The organism is Rhizobium sp. KDH_Rht_773_N (assembly GCF_052946295.1).
The window spans coordinates 3,116,911-3,142,599 of the sequence record NZ_CM129525.1 but is presented as its reverse complement, the minus strand read 5'-3'; the positions used below and the strand labels follow the sequence as shown (position 1 = coordinate 3,142,599).

Here is a 25,689-nt window from a genome sequence, read left to right as displayed (position 1 = left end):
GAGTACCCGATGCCATTGGTCTTCACGTTCGGAAACCTGAAGTTCTTTTTCTATTCAAACGAGGGCGATCCTCGCGAGCCAATCCATATTCATGTTCGCGGCCCGAACGGCGAAGCTAAGGTCTGGATACAGCCCGCAATCGGCATTGCCGACAGCAAAGGCTTCAATCCACGCGAACTTGCTGTTATCATTCGGGAAGTCATCAAGAACCAATCCGCCATCGAAAGGGCGTGGGATGAACATTTCCGCAACTGATGTGACTTTCGATGAAAATACGATGTGGGTCGCGCTCGATGACGGGCGCACTCTGGGCGTACCGTTGGCATGGTTTCCGCGCCTGTTGAATGCGACGCCGGAACAGCTTCGCACTGTCGAGATCAGCTCGATGGGCCTTCACTGGACTGATCTTGACGAAGATATCTCGATCAATGGCCTATTGGCCGGACGCGGCGATCAGACGGTCAAGCGCCCTACCGCCGCCTGATCACCGAACTCTCGCGCAAAAAGCATCCAGTGCCGAGAGTCTAACGACATCATTGTCGGCTGCCGCCTGGAAGCCAGGCATCGCCAGAGCAGCAACGAGCTTAATCCCGGCGGGAAAGCGAAACTCTGCAGGCTCACGCGTCAGGTTAAAAACGAAAAGTAGCTTCTCGTCATCTTTCTCGCGAACAAACGCTAGCAGATCCTTATTGGTGCCGACGAATTCCATGCTGCCGTCGAGCAGCGCGGGCTGGCTTTTGCGGAATTCCAGCGTGCGCCGGTAGTGGTGCAGAACCGAACTGTCGTTGTTTTCCTGCGTATCGACCGAAAGTGCCGCCTGTTCGTAGGGAACCGGCAGCCAGCTCTTTTCGGCGCTGGTAAACCCGGCATGCGCCTTGCCGGCCTCCCAGGGCATCGGCGTGCGGCATCCGTCGCGGCCCTTGAAGGCCGGCCAGAAACGGATGCCGTAGGGGTCGCGCAGGTCCTCGAAGGCAAGCTCCGCCTCCGGCAGCCCCAGTTCCTCGCCCTGATAGAGGCAGATCGAACCGCGCAGGGCCGCAAGCACCGAAATCGCCAGCTTGGCGATCACCGGCCGCTCCTCCTCCGTCAGCGCGAAACGGCTGACGTGACGGTTGACGTCGTGGTTGGAGAAGGCCCAGCAGACCCAGCCGTCCCTGACCATACGCTGGAAGCTCTCGACGCAGTTGCGGATATGGGCGGCGGTGAAGTCCGGGCCGAGCAGATCGAACGTGTAGCACATGTGCAGCTTGTCGCCGCCGCTCGTATAGGCCGCCACTGTCTTCAGCGAACGCGCGCCGTCCCCCACTTCGCCGACGGTCGTGCGCCCTTCGTACTGATCGAGCAGAGCCCGGAAACGCCGGAGGAATTCGAGGTTCTCCGGCTGCGTCTTGTCGTAGAGATGGTTCTGCATGCCGTAGGGATTGCTGTCGGGCGCATCGAGGCCGGCCTGATCCGGATCGGGCACATGCGGCGGATTGTCCCGGAGCAGCCTGTCGCAGAAATAATAGTTCACCGTATCGAGCCGGAAGCCGTCGACGCCGCGGTCGAGCCAGAATTTCACCGTCTTCAGCAGCGCATCCTGAACCGGCTTGCTGTGGAAGTTCAGGTCCGGCTGCGATGTCAGGAAGTTGTGCTGGTAATATTGCCGGCGCACGCCGTCCCATTCCCAGCCCGGCCCGCCGAAGATCGACAGCCAGTTGTTCGGCGCCGTTCCATCGGGCTTGGGATCGGCCCAGACGTACCAGTCGGCCCTGTCGTTCGTGCGGCTGGAGCGGCTTTCGATAAACCACGGATGCCGGTCGGACGTGTGGGAAATCACCTGGTCGATGATGACCTTGATGCCGAGCCTGTGCGCCTCGGCCATCATCTCGTCGAAATCGTCGAGCGTGCCGAAAATCGGGTCGACGTCGCAATAGTCCGAGACATCGTAGCCCATGTCGGCCATCGGCGATTTGAAGAAGGGAGAGAGCCAGATCGCGTCGACGCCGAGGCTTGCAATATGGGAGAGCCGCCGGGTTATCCCCTTGAGATCGCCGAGCCCGTCTCCGTCAGTGTCCTGAAACGAGCGCGGATAGACCTGATAGATCACCGCGCCGCGCCACCAATCCGCATTCCCGCCCGTCTGCAATGCCATTGCCCGCCGCCTCCTGCGTCATTTTGCCCGCAACACTTAAAGCATGTCGCGCAAGACCGTGCAGCGGTTTTGCGATCACAACATGCCGGACAAGACTTAAAGCGTGGCGCGCGAATCCGGAAGATCGCTTCACGTTTTAAACCAGTTCAGCAAAAGCAATGCTGGCGGCATGCCCGGCCGCAAAGAGAGGCCGTCGCGATCCGGCAAAGGGGAGACGCTTATAGGCTTGTCCACACCCTAATGCTACCCACCGGTTTAGGGGTTGCAACGCCAAACCTTTGCGTTAAGGTGCCGTTGACCTGCACGTAACAGGTCCAACCGGGAACAAATGACTAAAGAAAAGGCGAAAAGCCTAGAAAGGTGGACAAACTATGTCCTTTTTTACGAAAAAATTTCTCGCGTCCGCAATGGTTGGCTCATTGCTCGCATTTTCGGCCCACGCGGCCACAATCAACATCCATAATGGTGGCGACCCCACCTCGCTGGATCCGCAAAAACTCTCCGGCGACTGGGAAAACCGTATTGCCGGCGATATCTTCGAAGGCCTCGTCACCGAAGACGCCAAGGACAACCCGATTCCGGGCCAGGCCGAAAGCTGGACCATTTCCCCCGATGGCAAGGTCTACACGTTCAAACTGCGCGACGGCATCAAGTGGTCGGACGGCCAGCCGGTGACGGCAGGCGATTTCGTCTTCGCCTTCCAGCGCCTGATCGACCCGAAGAACGCTGCCGACTATGCCTATCTGCAGTTCACCATCAAGAACGCGGAAAAGATCAACAAGGGCGAGATCACCGATCTCAACGAGCTCGGCGTCAAGGCGATCGACGACAAGACGCTCGAAATCACCCTTGAAAACCCGACCCCCTATTTCATCAACGCGCTCATGCACTACACGGCCTATCCGCTGCCGAAGCATGTCGTCGAGGCCAAGGGTCAGGACTGGGTCAAGATCGGCAACATCGTCACCAACGGCCCGTACAAGCCGGTCGAGTGGGTGCCCGGTTCGCACGTCACGACTGTCAAGAACGACCAGTATTACGGTGCCAAGGATGTGAAGATCGACGGCGCGAAGTTCTTCGTGCTTGAAGACCAGGAAGCCGCGCTGAAGCGCTACCGCGCCGGCGAATTCGACATCCTCACCGATTTCCCGACCGACCAGTACGAGTGGATGAAAAAGAACCTGCCGGGCCAGGCGCATGTCGCCCCCTTCTCCGGCCTCTACTACTACGTCATCAACTCGTCCAAGCCGCCCTTCAACGACAAGCGCGTCCGCCAGGCGCTCTCCATGGCGATCAACCGCGAAGTCATCGGCCCGCAGATCCTCGGCACCGGCGAACTGCCGGCCTATTCCTGGGTTCCGCCGGGCACCGCCAACTATGGCGAACCGGCCTATGTTTCCTGGAAGGACCTTCCCTACAAGGATAAGGTCGAAGAAGCCAAGAAGCTCCTGAAGGAAGCCGGTTTCGGCCCGGATCACCCGCTGACCACCCAGCTCAAGTACAACACCAACGACAACCACAAGCGCATCGCCGTCGCGATCGCCTCCATGTGGAAGCCGCTGGGCGTCAACGTCGAGCTCGTCAACGCCGAAACCAAGGTTCACTACGACCAGCTGCAGCGCGGTGAAGTCGATATCGGCCGTGCCGGCTGGCTCGCCGACTACAACGACCCGGACAACTTCCTGAACCTGCTCGTCACGGGCGTTCAGATGAACTACGGCCGCTGGTCGAATGCCGACTACGACAAGCTGATCAAGGACGGCAACGCTCAGACCGATCTGACGAAGCGCGCCGAGATCTTCAAGAAGGCCGAGCAGCTGGCGCTCGACGAATCCGCCGCCCTGCCGATCTACTACTATGTCTCCAAGAACGTCGTCTCGCCCAAGATCGAGGGCTTCGTCGACAACGTTCAGGACATCCACCGCACGCGCTGGCTGTCCATCAAGGAATAAGGATGAAAGGCTCTTCCCGGCTGGCCCGGGAAGAGCCGCTCCACGACCATGATCAAATACGCCCTCCGTCGATTGCTGTCGACGATCCCCGTCCTGTGGATCGCCGTCACAGCCTGCTTTTTCGTTTTGCGCCTTGCCCCCGGCGGCCCCTTCGATGGCGAAAGGCCATTGCCGCCGGTGATCCTGAAAAATCTTGCGGCCCACTACAATCTGGATAAGCCGCTCGTCCAGCAGTACCTGATCTATGTCGGCGACCTGCTGAAAGGCGACCTCGGCCCCTCCTTCGCGAGCGAAGACTTCACTGTCGCCCAGCAGATCATGATCGGTCTGCCCTATACGTTCACCATCGGTACGGCTGCCTTCCTGATCGCCATCATCGTCGGCGTGGCCGTCGGCTGTCTTGGGGCGCTCTATCAGAACAAGGCGCCGGACTATATTCTGAGTGCCCTTATTCTGGTGGGCGTCGTCCTTCCGAACTTCCTGATCGCCCCGATCATGCAGCTGATCTTCGGCATCCACCTCGCCTGGTTTCCAGTCGGCGGCTGGGGTGACGGCTCGATCAAGTTCCTCGTCCTGCCGATCGTCGTTCTGGCGCTGCCGCATGCCGGCCGCATCTCGCGCATCACCCGCGGCTCGATGATCGAGGTGATGAACCAGAACTTCATCCGCACCGCCAAGGCCAAGGGCATCGGCCCGCGCCTGACGGTCATGCGCCATGCGCTGAAACCCGCCATGATGCCCGTCGTCTCCTATCTGGGTCCGGCGGCAAGTTATCTTCTCACCGGCTCGCTGGTCGTCGAGAGCATCTTCGGATTGCCCGGCATCGGCCGCTATTTCGTCAACGCGGCGCTGAACCGCGATTACGGCATGGTTCTCGGTACGGTCATCTTCTACATGGTGCTGATCGTGTTCCTGAACCTTCTGGTCGATATCGCCTACGCCTGGCTGGACCCGAAAGTGAGAAACAGATGATCCTCAATCCCGCAAAAAGAGAGCTGCTTGCAGCCGAATTGCTGGAAGCCGAAGGCCTGTCTCCGGAAGGCCGCTCGCTGACCAGGGATGCGCTGCGCCGCCTCTCGCGCAACAAGGCTGCGGTCGTATCGATCGGCGTTCTGGTTCTCCTGATCCTTGCCGCCTTCCTCGGCCCGAATTTCATTCCCTTCAACTACGAGGATCCGGATTGGGCCGCCTTCCGCACGCCCCCGTCCTTCGAAAGCGGCCACTATTTCGGCACCGACCCGAACGGCCGCGACCTGCTTGCCCGCGTGCTCTACGGCACCCGCATCTCGCTCGCCGTGGCGCTGACCGCAACCCTCGTCTCCGTCGTCATCGGCGTGCTCTATGGCGCGATCTCGGGCTATATCGGCGGCAGGCTGGACTCCATCATGATGCGCTTCGTCGATATCATGTATGCGCTTCCCTACATCCTCTTCGTCATCCTGCTGATGGTGATCTTCGGCCGCAACGTCTACCTGCTCTTTGCGGCGATCGGCGCGCTCGAATGGCTCACCATGGCCCGCATCGTGCGCGGCCAGACCCTGTCGCTCAAGCACCGCGAATTCGTGGAAGCGGCCCGCGCCTCCGGTCAGAAGCCGTTCAAGATCATCACCAAGCACATCATCCCGAACCTCGTCGGCCCCGTCGTCATCTTCGCGGCGCTGACAGTGCCGGAGATCATCGCAACCGAAAGCTTCCTCTCCTATCTCGGCTTCGGCGTGCAGGAACCGCTGACCTCGCTCGGCACCCTGATCGCCGAAGGCACCGATGCCATGGAAAGCATGCCCTGGCTGCTGATCTTCCCGGCAAGCTTCCTCGTGGCCCTGCTGCTCAGCCTGCTCTTCATCGGCGACGGGCTGCGCGATGCGTTCGACCCGAAGGATCGATAGGATGAATCAAGAAAAACAGAACGATACCCTTCTCGAACTGAAGGACTACTCGATCACCTTCGAAACCCCCGAGGGTCAGGTGAAGGCGGTCTCGAACATGAACCTCACGGTTCGCCGCGGCGAGCGCATCGCCATCGTCGGCGAATCCGGCTCCGGCAAGAGCCAGACCTTCCTCGGCATCATGGGCCTGCTTGCCAAGAACGGCAAAACCAGCGGCCAGGCCCTGCTCGAAGGCAAGGACGTGCTGGCGCTGAAGCCGCGCGAACTCGACCAAGTCCGCGGCAAGGACATGGCCATGGTCTTCCAGGACCCGATGACGGCGCTGAACCCGTCTCTGAGGATTTCCCGGCAGCTGACGGAACAGCTTGAGATCCACCGCGGCTTCACGGCGAAAGCAGCCTCGGCCACGGCGCTCGACATGCTGAAGCGCGTCGGCATCCCTGACCCGACGCGGCGCTTCAACCTCTATCCGCACGAGCTTTCGGGCGGCATGCGCCAGCGCATCGTCATTGCCATGGCGCTGCTCACCAAACCGAAGCTCCTGATCGCCGACGAGCCGACGACCGCGCTCGACGTGACGATCCAGGCGCAGATCCTCGACCTGTTCAACGACCTGACGGCCGAGATGAACACGGCGCTCGTCATGATCACCCACGACCTCGGCGTCGTGGCCGGTCTCGCCGACAAGGTCGCCGTCATGTATGCCGGCCGCATTGTCGAGGAAGCCCCGGTTGACGAACTCTTCGAAAACCCGGCCCATCCCTATACGGCGGCCCTGCACGCCTCGATCCCGCGCCCGGACCAGGATGTCGACGATCTCGTCGTCATCCCCGGCCGGCCGCCGAACCTGCAGCATCTGCCGAAGGGCTGCAATTTCTCGCCGCGCTGCTCGCAGGTTCAGGACGATTGCATCGACCGCCCGCCGCAGCTTCAACCGCAGGCCGCAAACCACTGTGCCGCCTGCTTCCACCCCTTCCCCCGCCGCGAGGAGTTGCTCGTCAATGGCTGATCGCTCGCTTCTGAGGGTCGAGAACCTGACGACCCAGTTCGAGATCCCCTCGAAATCGCTCTTCAAGCCGCCGGTCATGCTGACGGCCGTCAACAATGTCAGCTTCGATCTCGCCGAAGGCCGCACGCTCGGCATCGTCGGCGAATCCGGCTGCGGAAAATCCACGCTCGGCCGCTCCATCCTGCGGCTCCTGAAGTCGCAGAAGGGCCGCATCCTCTGGCAGGGCCGCAACCTGCTCGACCTGTCGGACGAAGAAATGCGTGCCGCCCGCCGCGACATGCAGATCATCTTCCAGGATCCGATCGCCTCGCTCGATCCGCGCATGACGGTCGGCGACATCATCGCCGAGCCGCTCACCGTCTTCGAACCGAAGCTGACCAAGGCCCAGCGGCTCGAGCGCGTGCGCGAGATCATGGCCGCCGTCGGCCTCGTGCCGGAAATGATCAACCGCTATCCGCACGAATTTTCGGGCGGTCAGGCGCAGCGCATCGGCATTGCCCGCGCCGTCGTCACCAAGCCGAAGCTCATCATCTGCGACGAACCGGTTTCGGCCCTCGACGTGTCGATCCAGGGCCAGGTCATCACGCTGCTGCGCAAGCTGCGCAAGGAGTTCGGCCTGACGCTGATCTTCATCAGCCACGACCTCTCCGTCGTGCGCCTGATCTCGGACGACGTGCTGGTTCTCTATCTCGGCAAGGTGGTCGAGGCCGGCGATTGCGCCACGGTCTTCGAACATCCGGCCCATCCCTACACGCAGGCGCTGTTCTCGGCCGCTCCGATCCCCGATCCGAAGCTCGCGCGCCTGCGCAGCCGCATCCGCCTGCAGGGAGACCCGCCCTCGCCGCTCAACCCGCCGAAGGGCTGTGTCTTCTCGCCGCGCTGCTGGAAGGCGACGGATATCTGCCGCACCGAAATGCCGCCGACGGAACTGGTCCGTCCCGGCCAGACGGCCGCCTGCTATCATATGGACCGGCCTTAGTATCGCTTAGCCAATCCTCCCCTGGAGGATTGGCTCACGCGACCTCCAGCTCTCTCAGCTTCTTGATGATGTGGTCGCCAAGTTGTCGAGTGGTTTTCGGCGATCCGGTGCCGTTCAGCAAATCGACCTGAATATCAGCCGCAATCTTTCTGAGAATAGGCTTGGCGACCGGTTCGGTTACCCCATCTGTTAAAACCTCTATCGACCCATTTTCGTATTGTCTGATCAAATGTGGACCAAACATCGCCCGAGCAATGACGACCATCTCGCTGAGTGGTCGGACAAGCCGCTCCTCTGGCGGTCGGTAGGTTGGGAAGATCAGTTTGCCGGTTGACTGACGCATCAATGCCCGAGCTTCATTAACCGGCTTATCCATCAGGATTTCGATAGCAAGCTCGTCGGTGTTGATACGCAAAACAACGACACGATCGACTTGGTCGAATGTCTGCTGATTGAAGCTGACATGGGTGCTCGATGTAATCGTCTTAACAGAAATTCTTTCACCTTCAGCGCTGACAACATCATAGCCGCGCTGGTTCACCTCGGTGGCCATTTGCCCGTAGGTAAACATCGCGGTGTAAAGTTCACCGATCCGACCGGTCAGATGATTGAGCTCAGCTGCGGGCACTCCCCATGAAAGCTCTTTCTGGAACCATTCGAGTGCTTGTCCCAACGACTGTATGATCTGAAATTGCCTTAATGCCATACCCACCCCCGGTTATTACGATCATCACTCCGGGCAGTTAAGGAAGAGTTCCGGTGGGATGCCTGGGTGCAGCCTGCTTAGGCCACTTGTGGTAACTCGCCGCTTGTCTCCTCCCGCCTCTTCGCGTATCCGCAAAGACGGAAAAAATCCGGGAGGATGGCTTTGAGCGGACGGTTTCTGTCGATCGGCGAATGCATGGTGGAACTCTCGCAGGCGGGCGAAGGCCTGCTGCGCAAAGGCTTTGCCGGCGATACTTTCAACACCGCGTGGTACGCCCGCGCCTGCCTGCCCGCCGCCTGGTCGGTCGATTATTTTACCGCGCTCGGCGATGATCCGATGTCCGACGAAATGGTCGCCTTCATGGGCAAGGCCAGCATCGGCACGGGCCTCATCCGGCGCATCAAGGGCAAGACGCCCGGCCTCTATATGATTAACCTGAGGGACGGCGAGCGCTCCTTCAGCTATTGGCGCGACAGCTCGGCCGCCCGCAGCCTCGCCGCCGACCCCGACCGGCTGCGCGAAGCGGTGGAAAGCGCCGATGTCGTCTATTTCTCCGGCATTACGCTCGCCATCCTCTCCCATGACGATGCCGAAACGCTGCTGGCCGAAATCCGCCGCGCCAAGGCCGTCGGCAAATTCGTCGTCTTTGACCCGAACATCCGCCCCCGCCTCTGGTCGAGCTACGACGTCATGCACACGACGATCAGCGAAGGCGGTCGCGCCTCCTCGCTGGTCATGCCGAGCTTCGACGACGAGGTTGCCCATTTCGGCGACGCCTCCATCGAGGCCACGATCGAGCGCTATCGTGCGCTCGGCGCCGCCCATGTCGTCGTCAAGAACGGCGCAGAGGGCGCGACACTGAGCTTCGCCAGCGAGAAAGTCCACGTGCCGGCCGAAAAGGTCAAAAAGGTCGTCGACACGACGAGCGCCGGCGACAGTTTCAACGGCGCGTTCCTTGCACATTATCTGGAAAACCGGGACGCGCCGGCAGCCGCCCGCTTCGGGGCCAAAATCGCCGCCCGCGTCGTCAGCGAGCATGGCGCGCTCGTGCCGAAGGAAAAGCTCGGCCTCTGATATCGTCGTTGAAGCCTGCGCATGTCGCTTGTCGCGCGGCCACGCGCAGGCTCGCCCCCGCCTAAGCGGTCATTGATCGTCGAGCCGCATCAGGAATTGGGCTTCTTGTCTTCGGCACGAACGGCTTCGTCGTGATACCAGCAGCTGTCGAGTGCGGCATCGCACACATCGGCCGCCTCTCGCTCCATCGTGCGAAAACGCTCGAAGCGGCTTCGGGCCTGAACGGCCTTGATGGGAAACTGGTAGATCGTCGCGGATTCACGATGGAAACCGATTGCCATGAGATAGCCTTTCTTCAGCTCGGCCTATCAACATTCACGGTCTGTATAGTAGCACAATGCACATAGTTTATGCAAACTGCACAAAATAACGGCAATGTCGCAATTATAAACGATCGCCGCGACATTTCGTGATTAAGCTTGCGCTGATTTGTCCAAAACTTCATCCATCCCGCTCAACGCCGGAATTTTCATCTGGTTCCAACGCGAAAAATGCCCGTCGCAAAGCGGGATAGGCGCGCGCCGGACGGTCTCGGCCACCGGCCGCAGCCGCTGCCAATCGGCAGCCGCGAGGTGATTCGTAAATTTTTTGTGTCACTCGCGCGATCTGGCACGCTACGTGCTTTACGTTAGGCATCCCCTGGCGGGTGGCCGCACGCTTGCGTCTACTGCCTCAGGATTTGCTCACGTTCGCAGCAGAGAGAGTAGCGATGACAAAGTATAAGCTCGAGTACATTTGGCTCGATGGGTACACTCCGGTACCGAACCTGCGTGGCAAGACGCAGATCAAGGAATTCGATGATTTCCCGACGCTCGAACAGCTCCCGCTCTGGGGCTTCGACGGTTCGTCGACGATGCAGGCCGAAGGCCGCAGCTCCGACTGCGTGCTGAAGCCCGTCGCACTCTATCCCGATCCGGCCCGTACAAACGGCGTTCTGGTCATGTGCGAAGTCATGATGCCGGATGGCGTCACGCCGCATGAATCCAACAAGCGCGCCACGATCCTCGACGACGAGGATGCATGGTTCGGCTTCGAGCAGGAATATTTCTTCTACGAAAACGGCCGTCCGCTCGGCTTCCCGGAAAGCGGCTACCCGGCTCCGCAGGGTCCCTACTACACCGGCGTCGGCTTCAAGAACGTCGGTTCGGTTGCCCGCGAAATCGTCGAAGAACACCTCGACCTGTGCCTGGCCGCCGGCATCAACCACGAAGGCATCAATGCCGAAGTGGCCAAGGGCCAGTGGGAATTCCAGATTTTCGGCAAGGGCTCCAAGAAGGCCGCCGACCAGATCTGGATGGCACGCTACCTGCTCCTGCGCCTGTGCGAAAAGTACGGTATCGACATCGAGTTCCACTGCAAGCCGCTCGGCGACACGGACTGGAACGGCTCGGGCATGCACTGCAACTTCTCGACCAAGTTCATGCGCGAAGTCGGCGGCAAGGCCTATTTCGAAGCGCTGATGGCGCAGTTCGACAAGAACCTGCAGGCCCATATCGACGTTTACGGCCCGGACAACCACATGCGCCTGACCGGCAAGCACGAAACGGCTCCGTGGAACAAGTTCTCCTACGGCGTTGCTGACCGTGGCGCCTCGATCCGCGTTCCGCACTCCTTCATCAAGAACGATTACAGGGGCTATCTCGAAGACCGCCGCCCGAACTCCCAGGGCGACCCCTACCAGATCGCTTCGCAGGTTCTGAAGACGATCTCGGAAGTCCCGACGTCCGGCTTCGCTTCGGCCGCAGCCTGAGTTTCATAGCGGCGCCGGCCTCCCCGCCGGCGCCGCCGCTTTTTTGCCCCTCGGCTCTCTGCCGGTCGTTCCGACATAAATGCCGGCCTTGCCTGCCGTAAGTTCCTGTATATGCTCATGCAGGGCTGTAATATTTCCATCATGCACTTCCGCCAGAATAGGCACGCGGGAATCGCCATTCCGGAACCCCGCCAGGGGTTGTGCGTTGCCAGAACCATGCGACGCTGATGGAAATGGAAGCATGCTGCAACGTCCGTCAAATTCATATAGCGGCGAAAGCTGGGCTCGTGCCGCAGCCGCCGGCGCCATGCCGGAACGGCTGGTGATCGTGACGGACGCCTGGCATCCGCAGGTCAACGGCGTTGTCCGCTCGATCGAGAACACCAATCGCGAACTGGCCAGGATGGGCGTCGAAGTCTCGATGGTGACGCCCGAGCGCTTCGCAAGCGTGCCCTGCCCCACCTATCCCGAGATCCGCCTGTCGATCGCCTGGTACAGCCGCGTTGCCCGCGAGATCGAAAAGCACAATCCGTCCTACGTCCACATCGCGACGGAAGGCCCGCTGGGCCTGACGGCGCGCCGCTGGTGCATCAGGAAGCGCATGCCCTTCTCCACCAGCTACCACACGCGTTTTCCCGAATATGTCTCGGCCCGCCTGCCGATCCCTGAGAGCTGGCTCTATGCCTTCGTGCGCTGGTTCCACAATGGCGGCGCCGGCTGCATGGTCGCAACCCCGAGCCTTGCCCGCGAACTCTCCGCCCGAGGGCTCAAGAACCTGATGCCCTGGAGCCGCGGCATCGATGCCACGCAATTCCATCCGATGCCCCTGGAGGTAAATCCCTTCGGCCTTCCCCGCCCGATCTTCATGACGGTCGGCCGCGTGGCATTGGAAAAGAACCTGCCGGCCTTCCTCGACCTCGACCTGCCCGGCTCGAAAGTGGTGGTCGGCGACGGCCCTGCGCGTGCCGAACTCGAGGAACGTTATCCAGACGTGCATTTTACCGGCGTGAAATTCGGCGAGGAACTGGCGAAAGCCTATGCGCAGGCCGACGTCTTCGTCTTCCCGTCGCTGACGGATACGTTCGGCAACACCATCCTGGAGGCTCTGGCCTCGGGCGTGCCGGTCGCAGCCTATCCCGTCACCGGCCCGCTGGACATTATCGGCGAGGACAGCCAGGTCGGCGCGCTGGACGAAGACCTGCGGGCGGCCTGCCTCGCGGCTCTGTCGGGCTCGCGGGAGAAGGCGCGCGAGCTTGCCATGCAATATTCGTGGGAAGCGGCGACGCTGCAGTTCATCAACAATATCCGCGCCGCCAATGGTGTCATCACGCCGAAATGGAAGAAGGCATGGCAATATGCCACAAAGTCCCTTCCAAGAAGGAAGCCCGGCGATAGCGCCGGGCCTCTTGCATCCTCCGACTGACCCTTACTTCTGAAGGGCGGCCCGCAGCGTGGTGTTGGCGACCGAGATCGCGCTGCGCACGGCCGGCGTCTCGGCGATTGCGTTCAGCAGCACGAAATCGTGGATCGTGCCGTTGTAACGGATCGAGGTGACCCTCACGCCGGCCTGGGAGAGCTTGCGGGCATAGGCCTCGCCCTCATCGCGCAGCACGTCGTTCTCATCGACGATGACGAGTGCCGGCGGCAGGCCGTTCAGCTGTTCAAGCGAAGCCTGCAGCGGCGAAGCGGTCGGCTCCTTGCGCTTGGCCTCGTCAGGCAGATAGGCGTCCCAGAACCACTTCATGGCTTCCTTGGTCAGCCAGGGGCCATTGGCGAACTGGTTGTAGGAGCCGGTGTCGAAATTGGCGTCGGTGACAGGGTAGAAGAGCACCTGCTGGTCGATGGCCGGACCGCCGCGTTCCTTGGCAAGCAGGGTGACGGCGGCCGTCATGTTGCCGCCGACACTATCGCCGGCAACGGCAAGGCGGCTCGCGTCCACGTTGAACTCCTTGGCATGTTCGGCGACATATTTCGTGGCGGCGTAGGCCTGCTCGATGGCGACGGGGTAGCGGGCTTCCGGCGAGCGGTCGTAATCGACGAAAACGACGGCCGCCTTGGCGCCGTTGGCGATTTCGCGCACCAGCCGGTCATGCGTATCGGCATCGCCCAGCACCCAGCCGCCGCCGTGGAAATACATCACCACCGGCAGCGTGCCCTTGGCGCCTTCGGGACGCACGATGCGCAGCTTGACGCTGCCGGTCGGGCCGGCCTTGATGACCTTGTCTTCCTCCTGGGCGGCGAGCTTCTTCACGTCGCCCTTCTGGGCGCCGGCGAGGATGTCGCGGGCATCGGCAGGCGAGAATGTGTAGATCGGCTTGGAGCCTGCCAGGCTATCGATGAATTTCTGCGTTGTCGGTTCCAGCACGGGATCGGCAAACGCTCCAACGGCGGAAGCTGCCAGGATTGCTGCTGCGGAAACTGCGGTCTTGATGCCAGACATTGTCGTATCCTCTTGGGGTTCGTTGCGTTCGTCCTGAACACGTCATTTATATCGCACACGACTGATTATCGCGCGATATAAATGATTGCATGGCTGCCATGCATTAAAAGCGCATACGATTATTTATCGCACGATATAACATCCACGGGTTCTGGAGATTGAGCCATGTCGGACCAGCTGAAACTCGATACGTTCATCTGCTTTGCCGTCTATACGGCAGGCCACGCCTTCAACCGCGTCTACAAGCCCCTGCTCGACGAGCTCGGCCTCACCTACCCGCAATATCTGGCCATGGTCTGTCTCTGGGAAGAAGACGGCCAGACCGTCGGCGGCCTCGGCGAAAAACTGTTCCTGGAATCGAGTACGCTGACCCCCCTCCTCAAGCGCCTGGAAACGGCAGGCTACATCCGCCGCGAACGCAGCAGCAAGGACGAGCGCGTCGTCCTGCTTCGCCTGACGGAGGAAGGCAAGCGGCTGCAGGAAAGGGCCGAGACCGTGCCCGGCTGCATCATCGATGCCAGCGGTCGCGATACGGACCAGCTGGCACGGCTGCAGGCGGAGATCGTCGCCCTGCGGGAAGCACTGAATAGAAGCGCATCTTCAAGCTAGGCATGTCCGGCAGGCCCACCCCGGCTTGCGCAGCCCGCCCCGGGAGGCGGACTTAGGTCCGCTTCTTCCTGCCCTCATAGGGATTGTCTGGCGACCGGTAGTGAATCCGGATCGGCACGCTCGGCATATCGAAATCGGCACGCAAGCCGTTGATCAGATAGCGCGTATAGGATTCCGGCAATGCGTCGGCGCGGGTGCAGGACACCATGAAGGCCGGCGGGCGGGCCTTTACCTGCGTCATGTACTTGAGCTTGATGCGGCGGCCCGAAACGGCCGGTGGCGGGTGCTGCACCTGCTGCTGCTCCAGCCAGCGATTGAGCTTGGCGGTGGAGATGCGCTTGTTCCAGACGCGGTCCGTATCGATGATCGACTGCATCAGCTTGTCGAGACCCCAGCCGGTCTGGCCGGAGATCGGCACGGCGCGGATGCCGCGCGCCTGCGGCAGAAGCCGGTCGGTCTTTTCGCGCAGGTCCGCCAGCACCGCCTGGCGATCCTCGATCATGTCCCACTTGTTGAAGGCGAGAACGGCCGCGCGTCCCTCGCGCAGCACGAGATCGACGATGTGCAGATCCTGCTTCTCGAAAGGGATCGTCGCGTCGAAGACGATGACCACGGTCTCGGCGAAGCGGATGGCGCGCAGCGCATCGGCGACCGAAAGTTTTTCCAGCTTCTCGATCACCTTGGCCTTGCGGCGCATGCCGGCCGTGTCGAACATCTTGATGGTGCGGCCGCGCCATTCCCACTCCACCGAGATGGAATCGCGCGTGATGCCGGCTTCCGGCCCGGTCAGCAGCCGGTCTTCGCCGAGAAAACGGTTGATGAGCGTCGACTTGCCGGCATTCGGGCGACCGACGATCGCCACACGCAGCGGCTTGCTGTCGTCGTAGACGGGCTCTTCGTCATCCTCGTCCTCTTCGGATGACGCCTGCGGCAGGTCCACGTCGGTGACGGCCACGTCCTCCTTCGGCGGAAAGGCGATATCCTCGCCCACCGCCGCGACGATGGCGTCGCGCAGATCGAGCATGCCCTGCCCGTGTTCGGCCGAAATCGGCACGGGTTCGCCGAGCCCGAGCGAAAAGGCGTCGTAGAAACCGCTGTCGGACCCGCGCGCCTCCGACTTGTTGGCAACGAGCACGACGGGTTTGCCGCGGCGGCGCAGCATCTCGCCGAGCGCCGTATCGACCGGCGTCAGCCCGGTCTTGGCATCGACGATGAAGAGCGCCAGATCGGCCTCGTCGATTGCCGCCTCCGTCTGCTGGCGCATGCGGCCCTGCAGGCTCTCATCCGTCACATCCTCGAGGCCTGCCGTATCGACGATCGTAAAACGCAGATCGACAAGCCGCGCTTCGCCCGGCCGGCGGTCGCGCGTCACGCCCGGCGTGTCGTCGACAAGCGCAAGCTTCTTGCCAACCAGGCGGTTGAAAAGCGTCGACTTGCCGACATTCGGGCGACCGACGATGGCGACCGTAAAGCTCATTCTTTTCCCTTAAGCTCAGCCCTGCGCGGCGGGCGCCTTGCCGGATGCGGTGATGAGATCAAGCATCATATGGGCGCGATTGGCAACAGCGCGCGGGCTGTCGACATCGTCGACGATCGATTGGAACCACTGGCGCGCCTGCGCCATGTTGCCGGCCTTGTAGGCGGCAAGGCCAAGCGCCTCGCGCGCCGAATGGCGGAAGGCGTTGCCCGGCACGGCCATTTCCTCGACGGCGGCGGAAACCTGCTCATAAGTGCCGTTCTCGATCAGCAGCCAGCCGGCGCGCATCTTGGCGGCATCCTGCACCGCAGCCGGAACGGATTTGTCCTTGGCAATTTCCTGGAAGGACGAGATGGCGCCGGCATTGTCGCCCTTCTGCGCCAGAACGGTCGCGGCACGCATGCGCGCCAGAACCGGGTATGCGCCGTGGCCTTCCTTCTCGAGCTTCTCGAGCGCGGCCAGCGCCTCGTCCGTCTTGTTCTCGTCGGCCAGCTTCATCGCCGCCAGGAACTGGTCGCCGGCGCCGGAAGACTGGCTGTCGTCCCAATATTCATAGGCAACCTTGCCGACGGTTCCGAGCACGATGAGAACGGCGATGGCAATGATATAGCGGCCGAACCGGCGCCATGCGCCCTTCATCTGGTCGGAACGCAGTTCCTCATTGACTTCACGAATGAAGCTGTCGTCGTTGAATGCCATTCTCGTCTCCGGCCGGGTAGCGCCCATTCACAGTGCAAAACGCACATTGTCGGGCCTTCTACTCCATTTTGCGGCCGTTGTAAGGGGGATATCGCAGAATCGTCACGAAGCGAGCATCGGCAGCGGCGCGACGCCGATCAGCCATTCGTGAACGCGCCAGATCATCAGTGCCCAGACGACCGCGCCGATGATGACGGCGTAGAGGTCGTATTTGGCCGAGACGAAGACCGGCAGCGTGATCTCGCCGCGCTGCTGACGCCGCTTCAGCGAGATGCGCATCACCACGCCCCAGGCGAGGAACGCCGCAAACAGCAGCACCGAATAGGCCTCGCCGTTCGACAGGAGATGGGCCAGCGCCCAGATCTTTACCGACAGCACGATCGGATGTTTCGTCTTCGTCTTGATATGACCGGCCGGCAGGAAACCCGCCACCAGACAGATGACAGCGATCAGCATCAGCGTGACGGTCAGATGCGCCATGCCCATGGGCGGATTGTAGAGCAGGCCGATCGGCTCGCTGCGGGCCGCGCCGAAGGCGTAGATCACGAAAACCAGCGTCAGGATGCTCGCGGCCGAATGGATGGCGATCCAGGCCGGCTTGCCGATCCCGTCGATCATCGCCTGCCGGAAGCCCGGCACGACGACGCGGATCAGGTGAACGCCGAGGAAGAGAATGAGGCTGAGGACGAGCAGAGCCATGATGATCTTGTTTTCCCGTTTCTTGGTCAGCCATGGATTACCGGTCCCGGACGAAAAATGAAAGCAAGACCGCAGCTTCGCCGCATTTCTGTAACAGGAAAACCGCAATGCAAATTGTCGCGGTGCCCATGTTTCGTTCGATTTTTCCTGCTTCCCTCGCCTTGTCCCTGATTGTTCCTGTCGCTGCCGGTGCAGCCGACAAGCCGAAACAGCTCGTCATCATCTCCTTCGACGGCGCCCATGATAATGCGCTCTGGCAGAAGAGCCGCGAAATGGCGGCCCGGAACGGCGCACATTTCACCTATTTCCTCTCCTGCACCTTCCTGATGAACGAGGCGGCCAAGAAGGCCTACGAGGCCCCGCACCAGAAGCGCGGAAAATCCAATGTCGGTTTTGCCCGGAGCGACGACGAGATCCGCCAGCGCCTCGGCAATATCTGGCACGCCCATCTGGAAGGCCATGACATTTCCAGCCATGCCTGCGGCCATTTCGACGGCCGCCAGTGGAGCGAGGCGGACTGGTCGGCGGAATACGCAACCTTCAGGACAACGCTGAAGAACGCCTGGAAGAGCGTTGGCCTCGATGAGCCGGCCGGCTGGCAGGATCTCGTCGATCACGGCATAAAGGGTTTTCGCGCGCCCTATCTTTCGACCGGCGGCGGCGCGGATATGATCGCGGCCGAGAAGAAGGCCGGCTTCACCTATGACGCAAGCCTGGTGACAAAGGGACCGGCAATGCCGGTCGAGGAGGACGGCATCCTCCGCTTCGGCCTGCCGCTCATCCCTGAAGGCCCGGCGGAAAAGCCCATCATCGGCATGGACTACAACCTCTTCGTCCGCCATTCCAAAGGCGAGGAGGATGCCGCCGACAGCGCCGCTTTCGAGGAGCGCGCCTACACCGCCTTCAAGGAAGCCTTCGACAAACAATATGCCGGCAGCCGCATCCCCCTGCAGCTCGGCTTTCATTTCGTGGAAATGAACGGCGGCGCCTATTGGCGCGCGCTCGACAGGCTGGTCAGCGACGTCTGCCACAGATCGGACGTTGCCTGCGTCAGCTATTCCGAAGCGATCCCGATGATCGAGACGCGCGGCAGGCTGCAGCAGACTTCCGGGTTGTAATGACCCGGCACATTTGAATATCCCACAATAAAAAAGCCACCATATCGGTGGCTTTTCTGTTGGTATCAGCCGTCGGCGTGAACGGCTCCCGCCTCGCGCTCGAGATAACGCTGGTCGATATCCGGCAGCGGCTCGTCGTCGATCGCCGCCTCGAAAGCCTTGAGGCGTTTGTGGATGGAAAGCAGCTCGATGATCGTCGTCCAGGAATTGACGAGATATTGGAACGAGTTGCTGACTTGGCCGAAGGCCGTCGCGATCTGCTGGAAGATACCGTAAGTGATGGCGCCGGCAACGATGGTCGGCGCCATAAAGAAATAGACGAAAAGATTGTCCGCCTGCAGATAGAACGAGCGCGCAACATTGAAGTACAGATAGTGGAAGTACAGCGTGAAATAGTTCTTCCGCACCCGTGAGAACAGTTCCTGGACCGTCGGCGGCTGAGCTCGGTCGGCATGATCCTCGCCATAAACCAGCTCCTTGCGGTAGGCGGCTTCCACGCGCTGGTTCTTGAAATTCAGTCCGGGCAGTTTGATACCCGCAATGGCGAGCAGCCCGGTGCCGAAAGCCGACCAGAAGATGGCAAGCCAGAAGAGGGAGTTCGGCACTTCGCCAAGAATCGGCAGGCTCGTCACATAATGCGACAGCGCCAGCATGATCGGCAGGAAGACGACCAGCGTCATCACCGAATTGATCAGGTTGATGCCGAGACCTTCCAGAGTGGTGGAAAAGCGCATCGTATCTTCCTGCACACGCTGCGATGCGCCTTCGATATGGCGAAGCTTTTCCCAATTGGCCATGTAGAAATTGTTCATCGCCGTCCGCCAGCGGAAGATGTAATGGCTGGTGAAAAAGTCGGTCAGTATCGACACGAACATGCTCAGGAAAGCGATCTGCGCGAAGATCAGGAACAGATCGTAGAAGTTTTCGACAGTGATGCCAGGCTGCTTCGTCAGCGCATTCTGCAGCAGATCACCGAAAGGCCGGCGCCAATTGTTGATGACGACCGTGATCTGCACGCCAAAATAAGTCACGAAGATGATAAGCGCCGAACCCCAAATAGACCAAATCTTCCACGGATGGCTGAAGGCCTTCAAATGCCACACCCCGCAAAAGATCAGCGCGGTCAAAAGGAAATAGCCGTAAAACCAGAGGTTTTCCGGCAGCAGGAAGAACGACAGGTCGATCGGCTGCTGCTCCTCAGGAACCGGCGCAAAGCCAAGCGAGGCGCCGAGACCGGCGGCGAAGAAATACCAGCCGAAAATTGCGGCCAGGGTCCAGACTACGAGCGAAGTAAAAAACGCCTTCGGCTGGGGGAAGAAAGAGTGGAACACGGGAGGATTTGCTTTCCTGAACTGGAGTCACGGAAGAGTGGCGAACCACTGGTTGCCCGGAAATTAAGGCAGTTCGAAGAAAGCAGCAATGGGCTCAAGCCATTGTTACGCACTTGTAACCACTTAAGGGATTTTCTTCATCACCGGCATCACGAGCAGCGCGCAGAAAACCAGCACGATGGCCGCGATGATGGTCGGCAGCACGAAATTGCCCGTCGCCTCGGCAATCCAGCCGGCGACGACGGGGCCGACGATCTGGCCGACGCCGAAGGCGGCCGTCATCAGCGCCAGGATGCGGCGCGGGCTTTCGGGTGAGAGCCGGCGGCCGATCTGCAATCCGTAGGCGGTGATCGCAAGGAAGGTCGCGCCGAACAGCGCGCCGCCGATCAGGGGCGCGACCGAACGCGGCAGTTCCACGGTCGCCAGCACTCCGATCGCCTCGATGACAAGTGCGGCGACATAGACGCCGCCGAGCCCGAGCGGCCGCACGAAGGGCCTCCAGATGAACAGCGCCACCGTCGCCGTCACCCCGGCAATGAACCAGCACAGGAATTCGACGATCGGTCCCGAGGCGCTCATGCGCGCGATGGCGACGAGGAAGGTTGCGGTGATGACATAGCCGAAGCCGAAGAACCCGTAGGAGAGCGTCAGCAGCACCATCGGCCGGCTCCAGACGAGACCGGGCTCCTTCGCCCGCCCCGAGCGCACCGGCGCCTTCGGCAGCAACGCCCAGGCGACGACAAGGCTTGCGAGGCAGAAGAGCGTGCCGCCGATCCAGTCGGCCCGCCAGCCGCCGGCCGCATCGTCGAAGGCACAACCGAGCGCCAGCACCATGACGGAGGAAATCGCAATCCCCGCCCCCGGCCCGCCGAAATGCGCCGCCTGAACGTGGTCGTTGCCGGCCGCCGCCCCGTGGCTCAGCACGATTGCCGACGTGAAGACCATCGCGAAAGCGCTCGCTACGCCGGCCAGGAAGCGAATGACGGCAAAGAGCAGCACCGATTCCGTCGCCGCCATGGCCGCCAGCAGGATTGCGGTGGCAAACAGCGAAAGAAGCGCCACCAGCCGCTCGCGCCCCGCCGCCCAGCCATAGGCGCCGAGAACCGCGCCGACGAGATAACCGACGAAATTGGCCGAGGCGATGAAACCCGCGTCGGCGGCCGAAAGCGGCACGCCGACCATCATGCCGGGCAGGATCGGCGTGAAGGAGAAGCGCCCGAAGCCCATGGCCGCCGCCATGGCGACGGCCCCTGCAAGCGCTGTGGTGAGGAGATTGACCGGGCGGTCGTCGTTGGGAGCCAGCATGGTCCGTTTTATCGCGCTGCAGCATGGCCGGGACAAGTGAGTATTTCTGATGGGTGCTTCAATTTCGCGAACAGAATTTTTCGGCCGCACTCTTGAAAGTCATATCTTACGATATATATCGTACGACGTAGTTAACGATACATCTGACATAAAGGAGCCTATGATGAGAGGTTTTCGAGGTGGTTTCGCCGGTGAGGCGATGCGCATGGGAATGGGCCGCAGGTTTTCCGCCGGCGAGTTGCAGACGATCCTGCTGGCGCTTCTGGAAGAGCGTCCGAGCCACGGCTACGAACTGATCAAGACGCTGGAGGAGCGTTCCGGCGGCTTTTACGTGCCGAGCCCCGGCGTCATCTATCCGGCGCTCACCTATCTGGAAGAGACCGGACTGGCGGAAGTGGAAAACGACGGAGCCAAGAAACTCTATAAGATCACCGGGGCCGGCCGCCAGAAGGTGGAGGAAAACCGCGCTGCGGTCGACCAGACCCTTGCCAAGCTGGAGCGCATTGCCGAGGGCATGGCCTTCGTCAACCGCATGTTCGACCCCGATCAGCACCCCGGCGGCGGCGGCCGGCGCCGGCGCGAGGAAGAGGACGACGACTTCGGCCGCGACGACGGCAATGTCCGCGCCGCCCGCCAGCTGTTGCGTTCGGCACTGCGGATGCGCCATCCCTGGTCGGCAAGCGAAGCCGCCAGGATCTCCGGCATCCTGGAGCGCGCCGCCATGGAAATCCTGCAGGGCGGCAAGGCCGATCCGCAGCAGGACTGACCCGCTGCGACCGGGGGCGGCAAAACTGCCGCCCCGTCAATCCCCGGCTTTCAGCAGGCCGCTTGCGAGACCGCGGAAAGCCTCGACCACCTTTGCCAGAAGGCTGTGCGGATCATCGGCAGCGGCAATCCAGAGTGCGGCGCTGAGTGAGGCCCCGTTCAGCAGCCGGGCGGCGGCTTCCGCATCGACAGGCCTGACGGTGCCCTCGTCGATCAGCGCCTGGATTGTCTGGGTCGTCGTCCGCAGGCAGGCATTCTGGCTCGGCCATTGCGAGGGATCGCCGAGCACCGCCGGCCCGTCGAGCAGCATGATGCGCTGGATCTCGGGCTCCAGAGCCATTTCGATATAGGCGGTATATTCCGCCAGCAGCCCGAGCCAGGCCGTCTCCGCCCGGTCGCGCTCGATGCGCAGCCGCTCCCCCATTTCGCTGTCGATCTGGTCGATGACGGCCTGCAGCAATCCCTTCTTGTCGCCGAAATTGTGATAGAGCGCCCCGCGCGTCAGCCCGACATCGGCTGTCAGGTCGTCCATCGAAGCAGCCGCAAAACCCTTGGCTGCGAAAGCCTTCCGGGCGGCCTGAATGAGCTTCGCCCTCGTCTCCTCCATCATCTGCGCCCGGGTCTTTGCCGCCATCACCATCTCCAGAATACACATACGCGTCGTATGTGTATTGACATACGCAGCGTATGTCTGATTATATCCACATACGGAGCGTATATCAATTGAAGCTCCGCACGATGGGCAAGGCCATACCCGCGAATATCCGACCGCTGTCGACGGGCGCCCGCCCGGCGATAAGTGTCCCTTTGCCCGAACAGGAGAAAACGATGAGCAAACGTGATGCGATCTTCCCCGCCGGCCGCCAGGCGCTCTATGAGATCAACCGCTATTCGGCGGCGATCCGCTCCGGCGATCTTCTTTTCGTCTCCGGCCAGGTCGGCAGCCGTGAAGACGGTTCGCCCGAGCCGGATTTCGCACGGCAGGTGCAGCTTGCCTTCGACAATCTGAAAGCCGTGCTGAAGGCCGCCGGCGCCACTTTCGACGATGTCGTCGACGTCACGACCTTCCACACCGATCCCGAAGCGCAGTGGCCCGTCATCTCCGGCATCAGAATGAAGGAAATCGGCCAAGCGCCCTACCCGAACTGGACGGCCGTCGGCGTAAACTGGCTGGCGGGCTTCGACTTCGAAATCAAGGCGATCGCCCGCCTGCCGCAAGCCGCCTGACATGACGCCGGCGCGGCGCGCAAAGAGCGGGCAGCACTCTACGAAATCGCGACGACCTCGAGTTCCTGATCGCCGACAGTAACGACATCGCCGACGGCCTTGCCCATGAGAAGACGGGCGACCGGCGAGACATAGGAGATCGATCCGGCCTTCGGATCGGCCTCATCCTCTCCGACGATACGATAGGTCTGCACCCGGCCGTCGTCGCGGCTGAAGGTCACGGTGCTTCCGAAGGCAACGGTTTCGGTCGAGGTCGGGTTCGGCACGAGTTGCGCCGTGCGAACACGCTCGACGAAATAGCGCAGGTCGCGCAGTGGATTGGCCTGCTGCCGCCGCTTTTCGTTGACGTCCTCGATCGCGCCCGCGGCCTCATAGGCCAGCCGCGCTTCCTGCACCTGCAGTTCCAGCGCCTTCAGCCCGGCTTCCGTCACGAGATTGGGATGCGGCGAGATCGCGCGGTCGGGCAGCAGCGTTTCCGCCGCCGTTTCGGCACTCTCTTCCTTGGTGAAAGCAACAGCCATCTCGACCTCCGGCGGCGAAGGGAAAGCCCTTCAGGCCGCCAATGTGAGAATAATCGGCCCGTTGCGGGTTGCAACGACGGTGTGCTCGTACTGCACCGTCGGGGCCTTGGGATCGGCATAGAGCGTCCAGGCATCGTCGCCGCCTTCGGCCCATGTGGCGCCGAGCGACAGGAAAGGCTCGACGGTAAAGACCAGGCCTTCCGTCATCATGCGCCGTTCGGACGGGTCGGGCCAGGTGGAAAGCTCGGCCGGCTCCTCGTGCAGCGAACGGCCGACGCCGTGGCTGGCGAGGTTGGCGACGAGCGTGTAGCGGTTCTTCTGGGCGAAAGCGCCGACGGCATTGCCGATCTTTGCCAGCGGCTCGCCGGCCTTCACCTGGTTGAGGCCGACCCAGAGCGCCCGCTTGCCGTCGCGACAAAGCTTTTCGATCCTGGATTTGACCGGCGGCACGGCGAAGGAGGCGCCGGTATCGGCAAAGAAGCCGTCCTTTTCCGCCGACACGTCGATATTGACGAGATCGCCCGGGCGGATGACGCGCGGGCCGGGAATGCCGTGGGCGATTTCCTCGTTGACGCTGATGCAGGTCGCGCCCGGAAACTGGTAGCAGAATTCCGGCGCCGAGCGGGCACCGGCATCTTCCAGCACCTTGCGGCCGATCTGGTCGAGCTCCAGCGTCGTCATGCCGGGCTCCATGGCCGCCGCCATCACCTGAATGGCGTTGGCGCAGATGCGGCCGATCTCCTTGAGCTTGGAAAGTTCTTCGTCGTTCTCGATTACCATGGACCCGTTCCGGCTTTGCCGAGAGCGACAGGCTCTTCGTCAAGCGGTGGCTTTCGCGCCTTCGGAAGCCCCAGTCAATGCCTTTCTGACGATCGGCGCCACTTTTGTCCCGTAGAGTTCGATACCGCGCATCACCTGCTCGTGCGGCATCTGGCCGATCGCCATCTGCAGCAGGAAGCGGTCGTTGCGGAATATCTTGTGGGCCGCAACGATCTTTTCCGCCACCCGTTCCGGATCGCCGAGGAAGAGATTGCCGGTCGGGCCGCGCGCCATGTCGAAATGCGCCCGGCTCGTCGGCCCCCAGCCGCGCTCGCGCCCGATGCGGTTCATCACCTCGGCCTGCGGGCCGTAGAACTGGTCGGCCGCAGCCTCCGTCGTATCGGCGATGAAACCGTGCACGTTGATGCTGGTCTTCAGCTTGGCGGCATCCTGCCCTGCCCGGCGGGCCGCTTCCCGGTAGAGATCGAAGAGCGGCGCAAAACGCGGATATTCGCCGCCGATAATGGCAAGCGCCACCGGCAGGCCGAGCGCACCGGCGCGCGCCACCGATTGCGGCGTGCCGCCGACGGCGATCCACAAGGGCAGCGGGTCCTGCAGCGGCCGGGGATAAACGCCGCGTCCATGGATCGGCGGGTGCAGCTCCCCTTTCCAGGTGATGACCTCGTTGTCGCGCAGCGCCAGCAGCAGATCGAGCTTCTCTTCGAAAAGCTGGTCGTAATCTTCGAGATTGTAGCCGAACAGCGGGAAGGATTCGATGAAGGAACCGCGCCCGGCCATGATTTCGGCGCGACCGTTGGAAATCAGGTCGAGCGTCGCAAACTGCTGGAACACCCGCACCGGATCGTCCGACGAGAGTACCGTGACGGCGCTGGTCAGGCGAATGTTCTTCGTCCTGGCCGCCGCCGCGGCAAGTGCCACCGCCGGTGCCGAGGCCACATAGTCGGGCCTGTGATGTTCGCCGAGACCGAAGACGTCGAGGCCGACCTGATCGGCAAGCTCGATTTCCTCGATCAGATGCCTGATCCGCTCGGCCGCTTCCACGCCCTTGCGGGGCGAATTGGGATTGACGTCTGCAAATGTGTAAAGGCCGAGTTCCATGGTCTGCATCCTCTCTGACTTGCCCCTGAAATAAGGTCCGGCAGAGCCTGGAGCAAACGGAAATTCTGGAACGGATTGTTCGATAAAGTTGATAGGCGCGTCGGGCCGGCGCCTGCCGCGGATCGATGAT

At 61.8% G+C, this 25,689-nt stretch carries 27 protein-coding genes; 14 read left to right on the top strand and 13 right to left on the bottom strand.

All coding sequences use genetic code 11. The features are described 5' to 3' along the window. Positions 1–9 precede the first annotated feature (9 nt). The gene (locus ACU8HS_RS15510; RefSeq protein ID WP_112563337.1) at positions 10–255 is read left to right on the top strand and encodes a DUF4160 domain-containing protein; all 246 of its coding nucleotides are present in this window, start codon (positions 10–12) and stop codon (positions 253–255) included. Then, positions 236–484 (top strand): DUF2442 domain-containing protein, encoded by a 249-nt coding sequence (locus ACU8HS_RS15505; protein WP_112563339.1) that lies wholly within the window; start codon positions 236–238, stop codon positions 482–484. The genes ACU8HS_RS15510 and ACU8HS_RS15505 overlap by 20 nt, the downstream gene beginning before the upstream one ends. On the opposite strand, the gene bglA is transcribed toward ACU8HS_RS15505, so the two are convergent. Further along, entirely contained in the window at positions 485–2,134 is a 1,650-nt protein-coding gene (gene bglA, locus ACU8HS_RS15500; RefSeq protein WP_113496939.1) for a beta-galactosidase BglA, read from the bottom strand. It abuts the gene before it with no gap. Positions 2,135–2,505: 371 nt separating this feature from the next. Between bglA and ACU8HS_RS15495 the strand changes: the two genes are divergently transcribed. From ACU8HS_RS15495 to ACU8HS_RS15475, 5 genes are read left to right on the top strand one after another with little or no spacing between them, the layout of a single operon-like run. Continuing rightward, positions 2,506–4,086 carry a peptide ABC transporter substrate-binding protein gene (locus ACU8HS_RS15495; RefSeq protein WP_112563343.1) on the top strand — a complete coding sequence of 527 codons (1,581 nt, stop codon included), beginning with the start codon at positions 2,506–2,508 and terminating at the stop codon, positions 4,084–4,086. A gap of 48 nt (positions 4,087–4,134) precedes the next feature. Beyond that, positions 4,135–5,058: an ABC transporter permease subunit gene (locus ACU8HS_RS15490; RefSeq protein WP_113412129.1), complete on the top strand. Its 924-nt coding sequence runs from the start codon at positions 4,135–4,137 to the stop codon at positions 5,056–5,058. Then, a complete protein-coding gene (locus ACU8HS_RS15485) occupies positions 5,055–5,972 on the top strand; it encodes an ABC transporter permease (protein WP_112563347.1) in 918 nt (305 codons plus the stop codon). The genes ACU8HS_RS15490 and ACU8HS_RS15485 overlap by 4 nt, the downstream gene beginning before the upstream one ends. A 1-nt stretch (position 5,973) precedes the next feature. Further along, positions 5,974–6,981, top strand: coding sequence for an ABC transporter ATP-binding protein (locus ACU8HS_RS15480; protein ID WP_112563349.1), 1,008 nt, complete (start codon positions 5,974–5,976; stop codon positions 6,979–6,981). Then, complete coding sequence (locus tag ACU8HS_RS15475; protein ID WP_112563351.1) at positions 6,974–7,960, top strand: ABC transporter ATP-binding protein; 987 nt, start codon at positions 6,974–6,976, stop codon at positions 7,958–7,960. Before ACU8HS_RS15480 ends, ACU8HS_RS15475 begins: the two co-directional genes overlap by 8 nt. Before the next feature lie 34 nt (positions 7,961–7,994). Here the strand turns inward: ACU8HS_RS15475 and ACU8HS_RS15470 are convergent, their stop codons facing one another. Beyond that, a complete protein-coding gene (locus tag ACU8HS_RS15470; RefSeq protein ID WP_447014662.1) occupies positions 7,995–8,666 on the bottom strand; it encodes a DUF6998 domain-containing protein in 672 nt (223 codons plus the stop codon). Between the two features lie 162 nt (positions 8,667–8,828). On the opposite strand from ACU8HS_RS15470, the gene ACU8HS_RS15465 reads away from it, so the two are divergent. Next, on the top strand, positions 8,829–9,740 hold the full coding sequence (locus tag ACU8HS_RS15465) for a sugar kinase (protein WP_113412203.1): 912 nt from the start codon (positions 8,829–8,831) through the stop codon (positions 9,738–9,740). An 89-nt stretch (positions 9,741–9,829) separates the two neighbouring features. Here the strand turns inward: ACU8HS_RS15465 and ACU8HS_RS15460 are convergent, their stop codons facing one another. After that, positions 9,830–10,021, bottom strand: coding sequence for a DUF2735 domain-containing protein (locus ACU8HS_RS15460; RefSeq protein ID WP_112563355.1), 192 nt, complete (start codon positions 10,019–10,021; stop codon positions 9,830–9,832). 428 nt (positions 10,022–10,449) lie between these two features. Between ACU8HS_RS15460 and ACU8HS_RS15455 the strand changes: the two genes are divergently transcribed. Beyond that, positions 10,450–11,490 (top strand): glutamine synthetase beta-grasp domain-containing protein, encoded by a 1,041-nt coding sequence (locus tag ACU8HS_RS15455; protein ID WP_112703981.1) that lies wholly within the window; start codon positions 10,450–10,452, stop codon positions 11,488–11,490. Positions 11,491–11,731: 241 nt separating this feature from the next. Further along, the gene (locus tag ACU8HS_RS15450) at positions 11,732–12,913 is read left to right on the top strand and encodes a glycosyltransferase family 4 protein (RefSeq protein WP_447014661.1); all 1,182 of its coding nucleotides are present in this window, start codon (positions 11,732–11,734) and stop codon (positions 12,911–12,913) included. Positions 12,914–12,916: 3 nt separating this feature from the next. Here the strand turns inward: ACU8HS_RS15450 and ACU8HS_RS15445 are convergent, their stop codons facing one another. Then, entirely contained in the window at positions 12,917–13,930 is a 1,014-nt protein-coding gene (locus ACU8HS_RS15445) for an alpha/beta hydrolase (RefSeq protein WP_377311510.1), read from the bottom strand. A gap of 165 nt (positions 13,931–14,095) precedes the next feature. Between ACU8HS_RS15445 and ACU8HS_RS15440 the strand changes: the two genes are divergently transcribed. Continuing rightward, entirely contained in the window at positions 14,096–14,539 is a 444-nt protein-coding gene (locus tag ACU8HS_RS15440; RefSeq protein WP_112755946.1) for a MarR family transcriptional regulator, read from the top strand. 52 nt (positions 14,540–14,591) lie between these two features. Here the strand turns inward: ACU8HS_RS15440 and der are convergent, their stop codons facing one another. From der to ACU8HS_RS15425, 3 genes are all read right to left on the bottom strand, one after another. Beyond that, entirely contained in the window at positions 14,592–16,016 is a 1,425-nt protein-coding gene (gene der / locus ACU8HS_RS15435; RefSeq protein WP_112755944.1) for a ribosome biogenesis GTPase Der, read from the bottom strand. Between the two features lie 15 nt (positions 16,017–16,031). Continuing rightward, a complete protein-coding gene (locus ACU8HS_RS15430; protein ID WP_112703986.1) occupies positions 16,032–16,715 on the bottom strand; it encodes a tetratricopeptide repeat protein in 684 nt (227 codons plus the stop codon). Positions 16,716–16,817: 102 nt separating this feature from the next. Further along, complete coding sequence (locus ACU8HS_RS15425) at positions 16,818–17,414, bottom strand: NnrU family protein (protein WP_112563368.1); 597 nt, start codon at positions 17,412–17,414, stop codon at positions 16,818–16,820. A gap of 128 nt (positions 17,415–17,542) precedes the next feature. Between ACU8HS_RS15425 and ACU8HS_RS15420 the strand changes: the two genes are divergently transcribed. Continuing rightward, complete coding sequence (locus ACU8HS_RS15420; protein ID WP_112757209.1) at positions 17,543–18,532, top strand: polysaccharide deacetylase; 990 nt, start codon at positions 17,543–17,545, stop codon at positions 18,530–18,532. A 65-nt stretch (positions 18,533–18,597) separates the two neighbouring features. On the opposite strand, the gene sbmA is transcribed toward ACU8HS_RS15420, so the two are convergent. Together sbmA and ACU8HS_RS15410 are read right to left on the bottom strand one after the other, a co-directional pair. Continuing rightward, on the bottom strand, positions 18,598–19,863 hold the full coding sequence (sbmA, locus tag ACU8HS_RS15415; RefSeq protein WP_112706064.1) for a peptide antibiotic transporter SbmA: 1,266 nt from the start codon (positions 19,861–19,863) through the stop codon (positions 18,598–18,600). A gap of 123 nt (positions 19,864–19,986) precedes the next feature. Beyond that, positions 19,987–21,168: an MFS transporter gene (locus tag ACU8HS_RS15410; RefSeq protein WP_112757090.1), complete on the bottom strand. Its 1,182-nt coding sequence runs from the start codon at positions 21,166–21,168 to the stop codon at positions 19,987–19,989. 163 nt (positions 21,169–21,331) lie between these two features. Here ACU8HS_RS15410 and ACU8HS_RS15405 point away from each other — a divergent pair, with 163 nt between their 5' ends. Further along, the gene (locus tag ACU8HS_RS15405) at positions 21,332–21,934 is read left to right on the top strand and encodes a PadR family transcriptional regulator (RefSeq protein ID WP_447014660.1); all 603 of its coding nucleotides are present in this window, start codon (positions 21,332–21,334) and stop codon (positions 21,932–21,934) included. 36 nt (positions 21,935–21,970) lie between these two features. Here ACU8HS_RS15405 and ACU8HS_RS15400 read toward each other — a convergent pair whose 3' ends face one another. Beyond that, positions 21,971–22,567, bottom strand: coding sequence for a TetR/AcrR family transcriptional regulator (locus ACU8HS_RS15400; RefSeq protein ID WP_112563374.1), 597 nt, complete (start codon positions 22,565–22,567; stop codon positions 21,971–21,973). 194 nt (positions 22,568–22,761) lie between these two features. Between ACU8HS_RS15400 and ACU8HS_RS15395 the strand changes: the two genes are divergently transcribed. Further along, on the top strand, positions 22,762–23,160 hold the full coding sequence (locus ACU8HS_RS15395; protein ID WP_112706061.1) for a RidA family protein: 399 nt from the start codon (positions 22,762–22,764) through the stop codon (positions 23,158–23,160). 38 nt (positions 23,161–23,198) lie between these two features. On the opposite strand, the gene greA is transcribed toward ACU8HS_RS15395, so the two are convergent. The 3 genes from greA to ACU8HS_RS15380 are packed head-to-tail and all read right to left on the bottom strand — an operon-like array spanning position 23,199 to position 25,559. Then, positions 23,199–23,681 carry a transcription elongation factor GreA gene (greA, locus tag ACU8HS_RS15390; RefSeq protein ID WP_112757094.1) on the bottom strand — a complete coding sequence of 161 codons (483 nt, stop codon included), beginning with the start codon at positions 23,679–23,681 and terminating at the stop codon, positions 23,199–23,201. 30 nt (positions 23,682–23,711) lie between these two features. Then, positions 23,712–24,461 (bottom strand): type I methionyl aminopeptidase, encoded by a 750-nt coding sequence (gene map / locus ACU8HS_RS15385; protein WP_112563380.1) that lies wholly within the window; start codon positions 24,459–24,461, stop codon positions 23,712–23,714. A gap of 39 nt (positions 24,462–24,500) precedes the next feature. After that, positions 24,501–25,559 (bottom strand): LLM class flavin-dependent oxidoreductase, encoded by a 1,059-nt coding sequence (locus ACU8HS_RS15380; RefSeq protein ID WP_112756041.1) that lies wholly within the window; start codon positions 25,557–25,559, stop codon positions 24,501–24,503. Between the last annotated feature and the right edge of the window lie 130 nt (positions 25,560–25,689).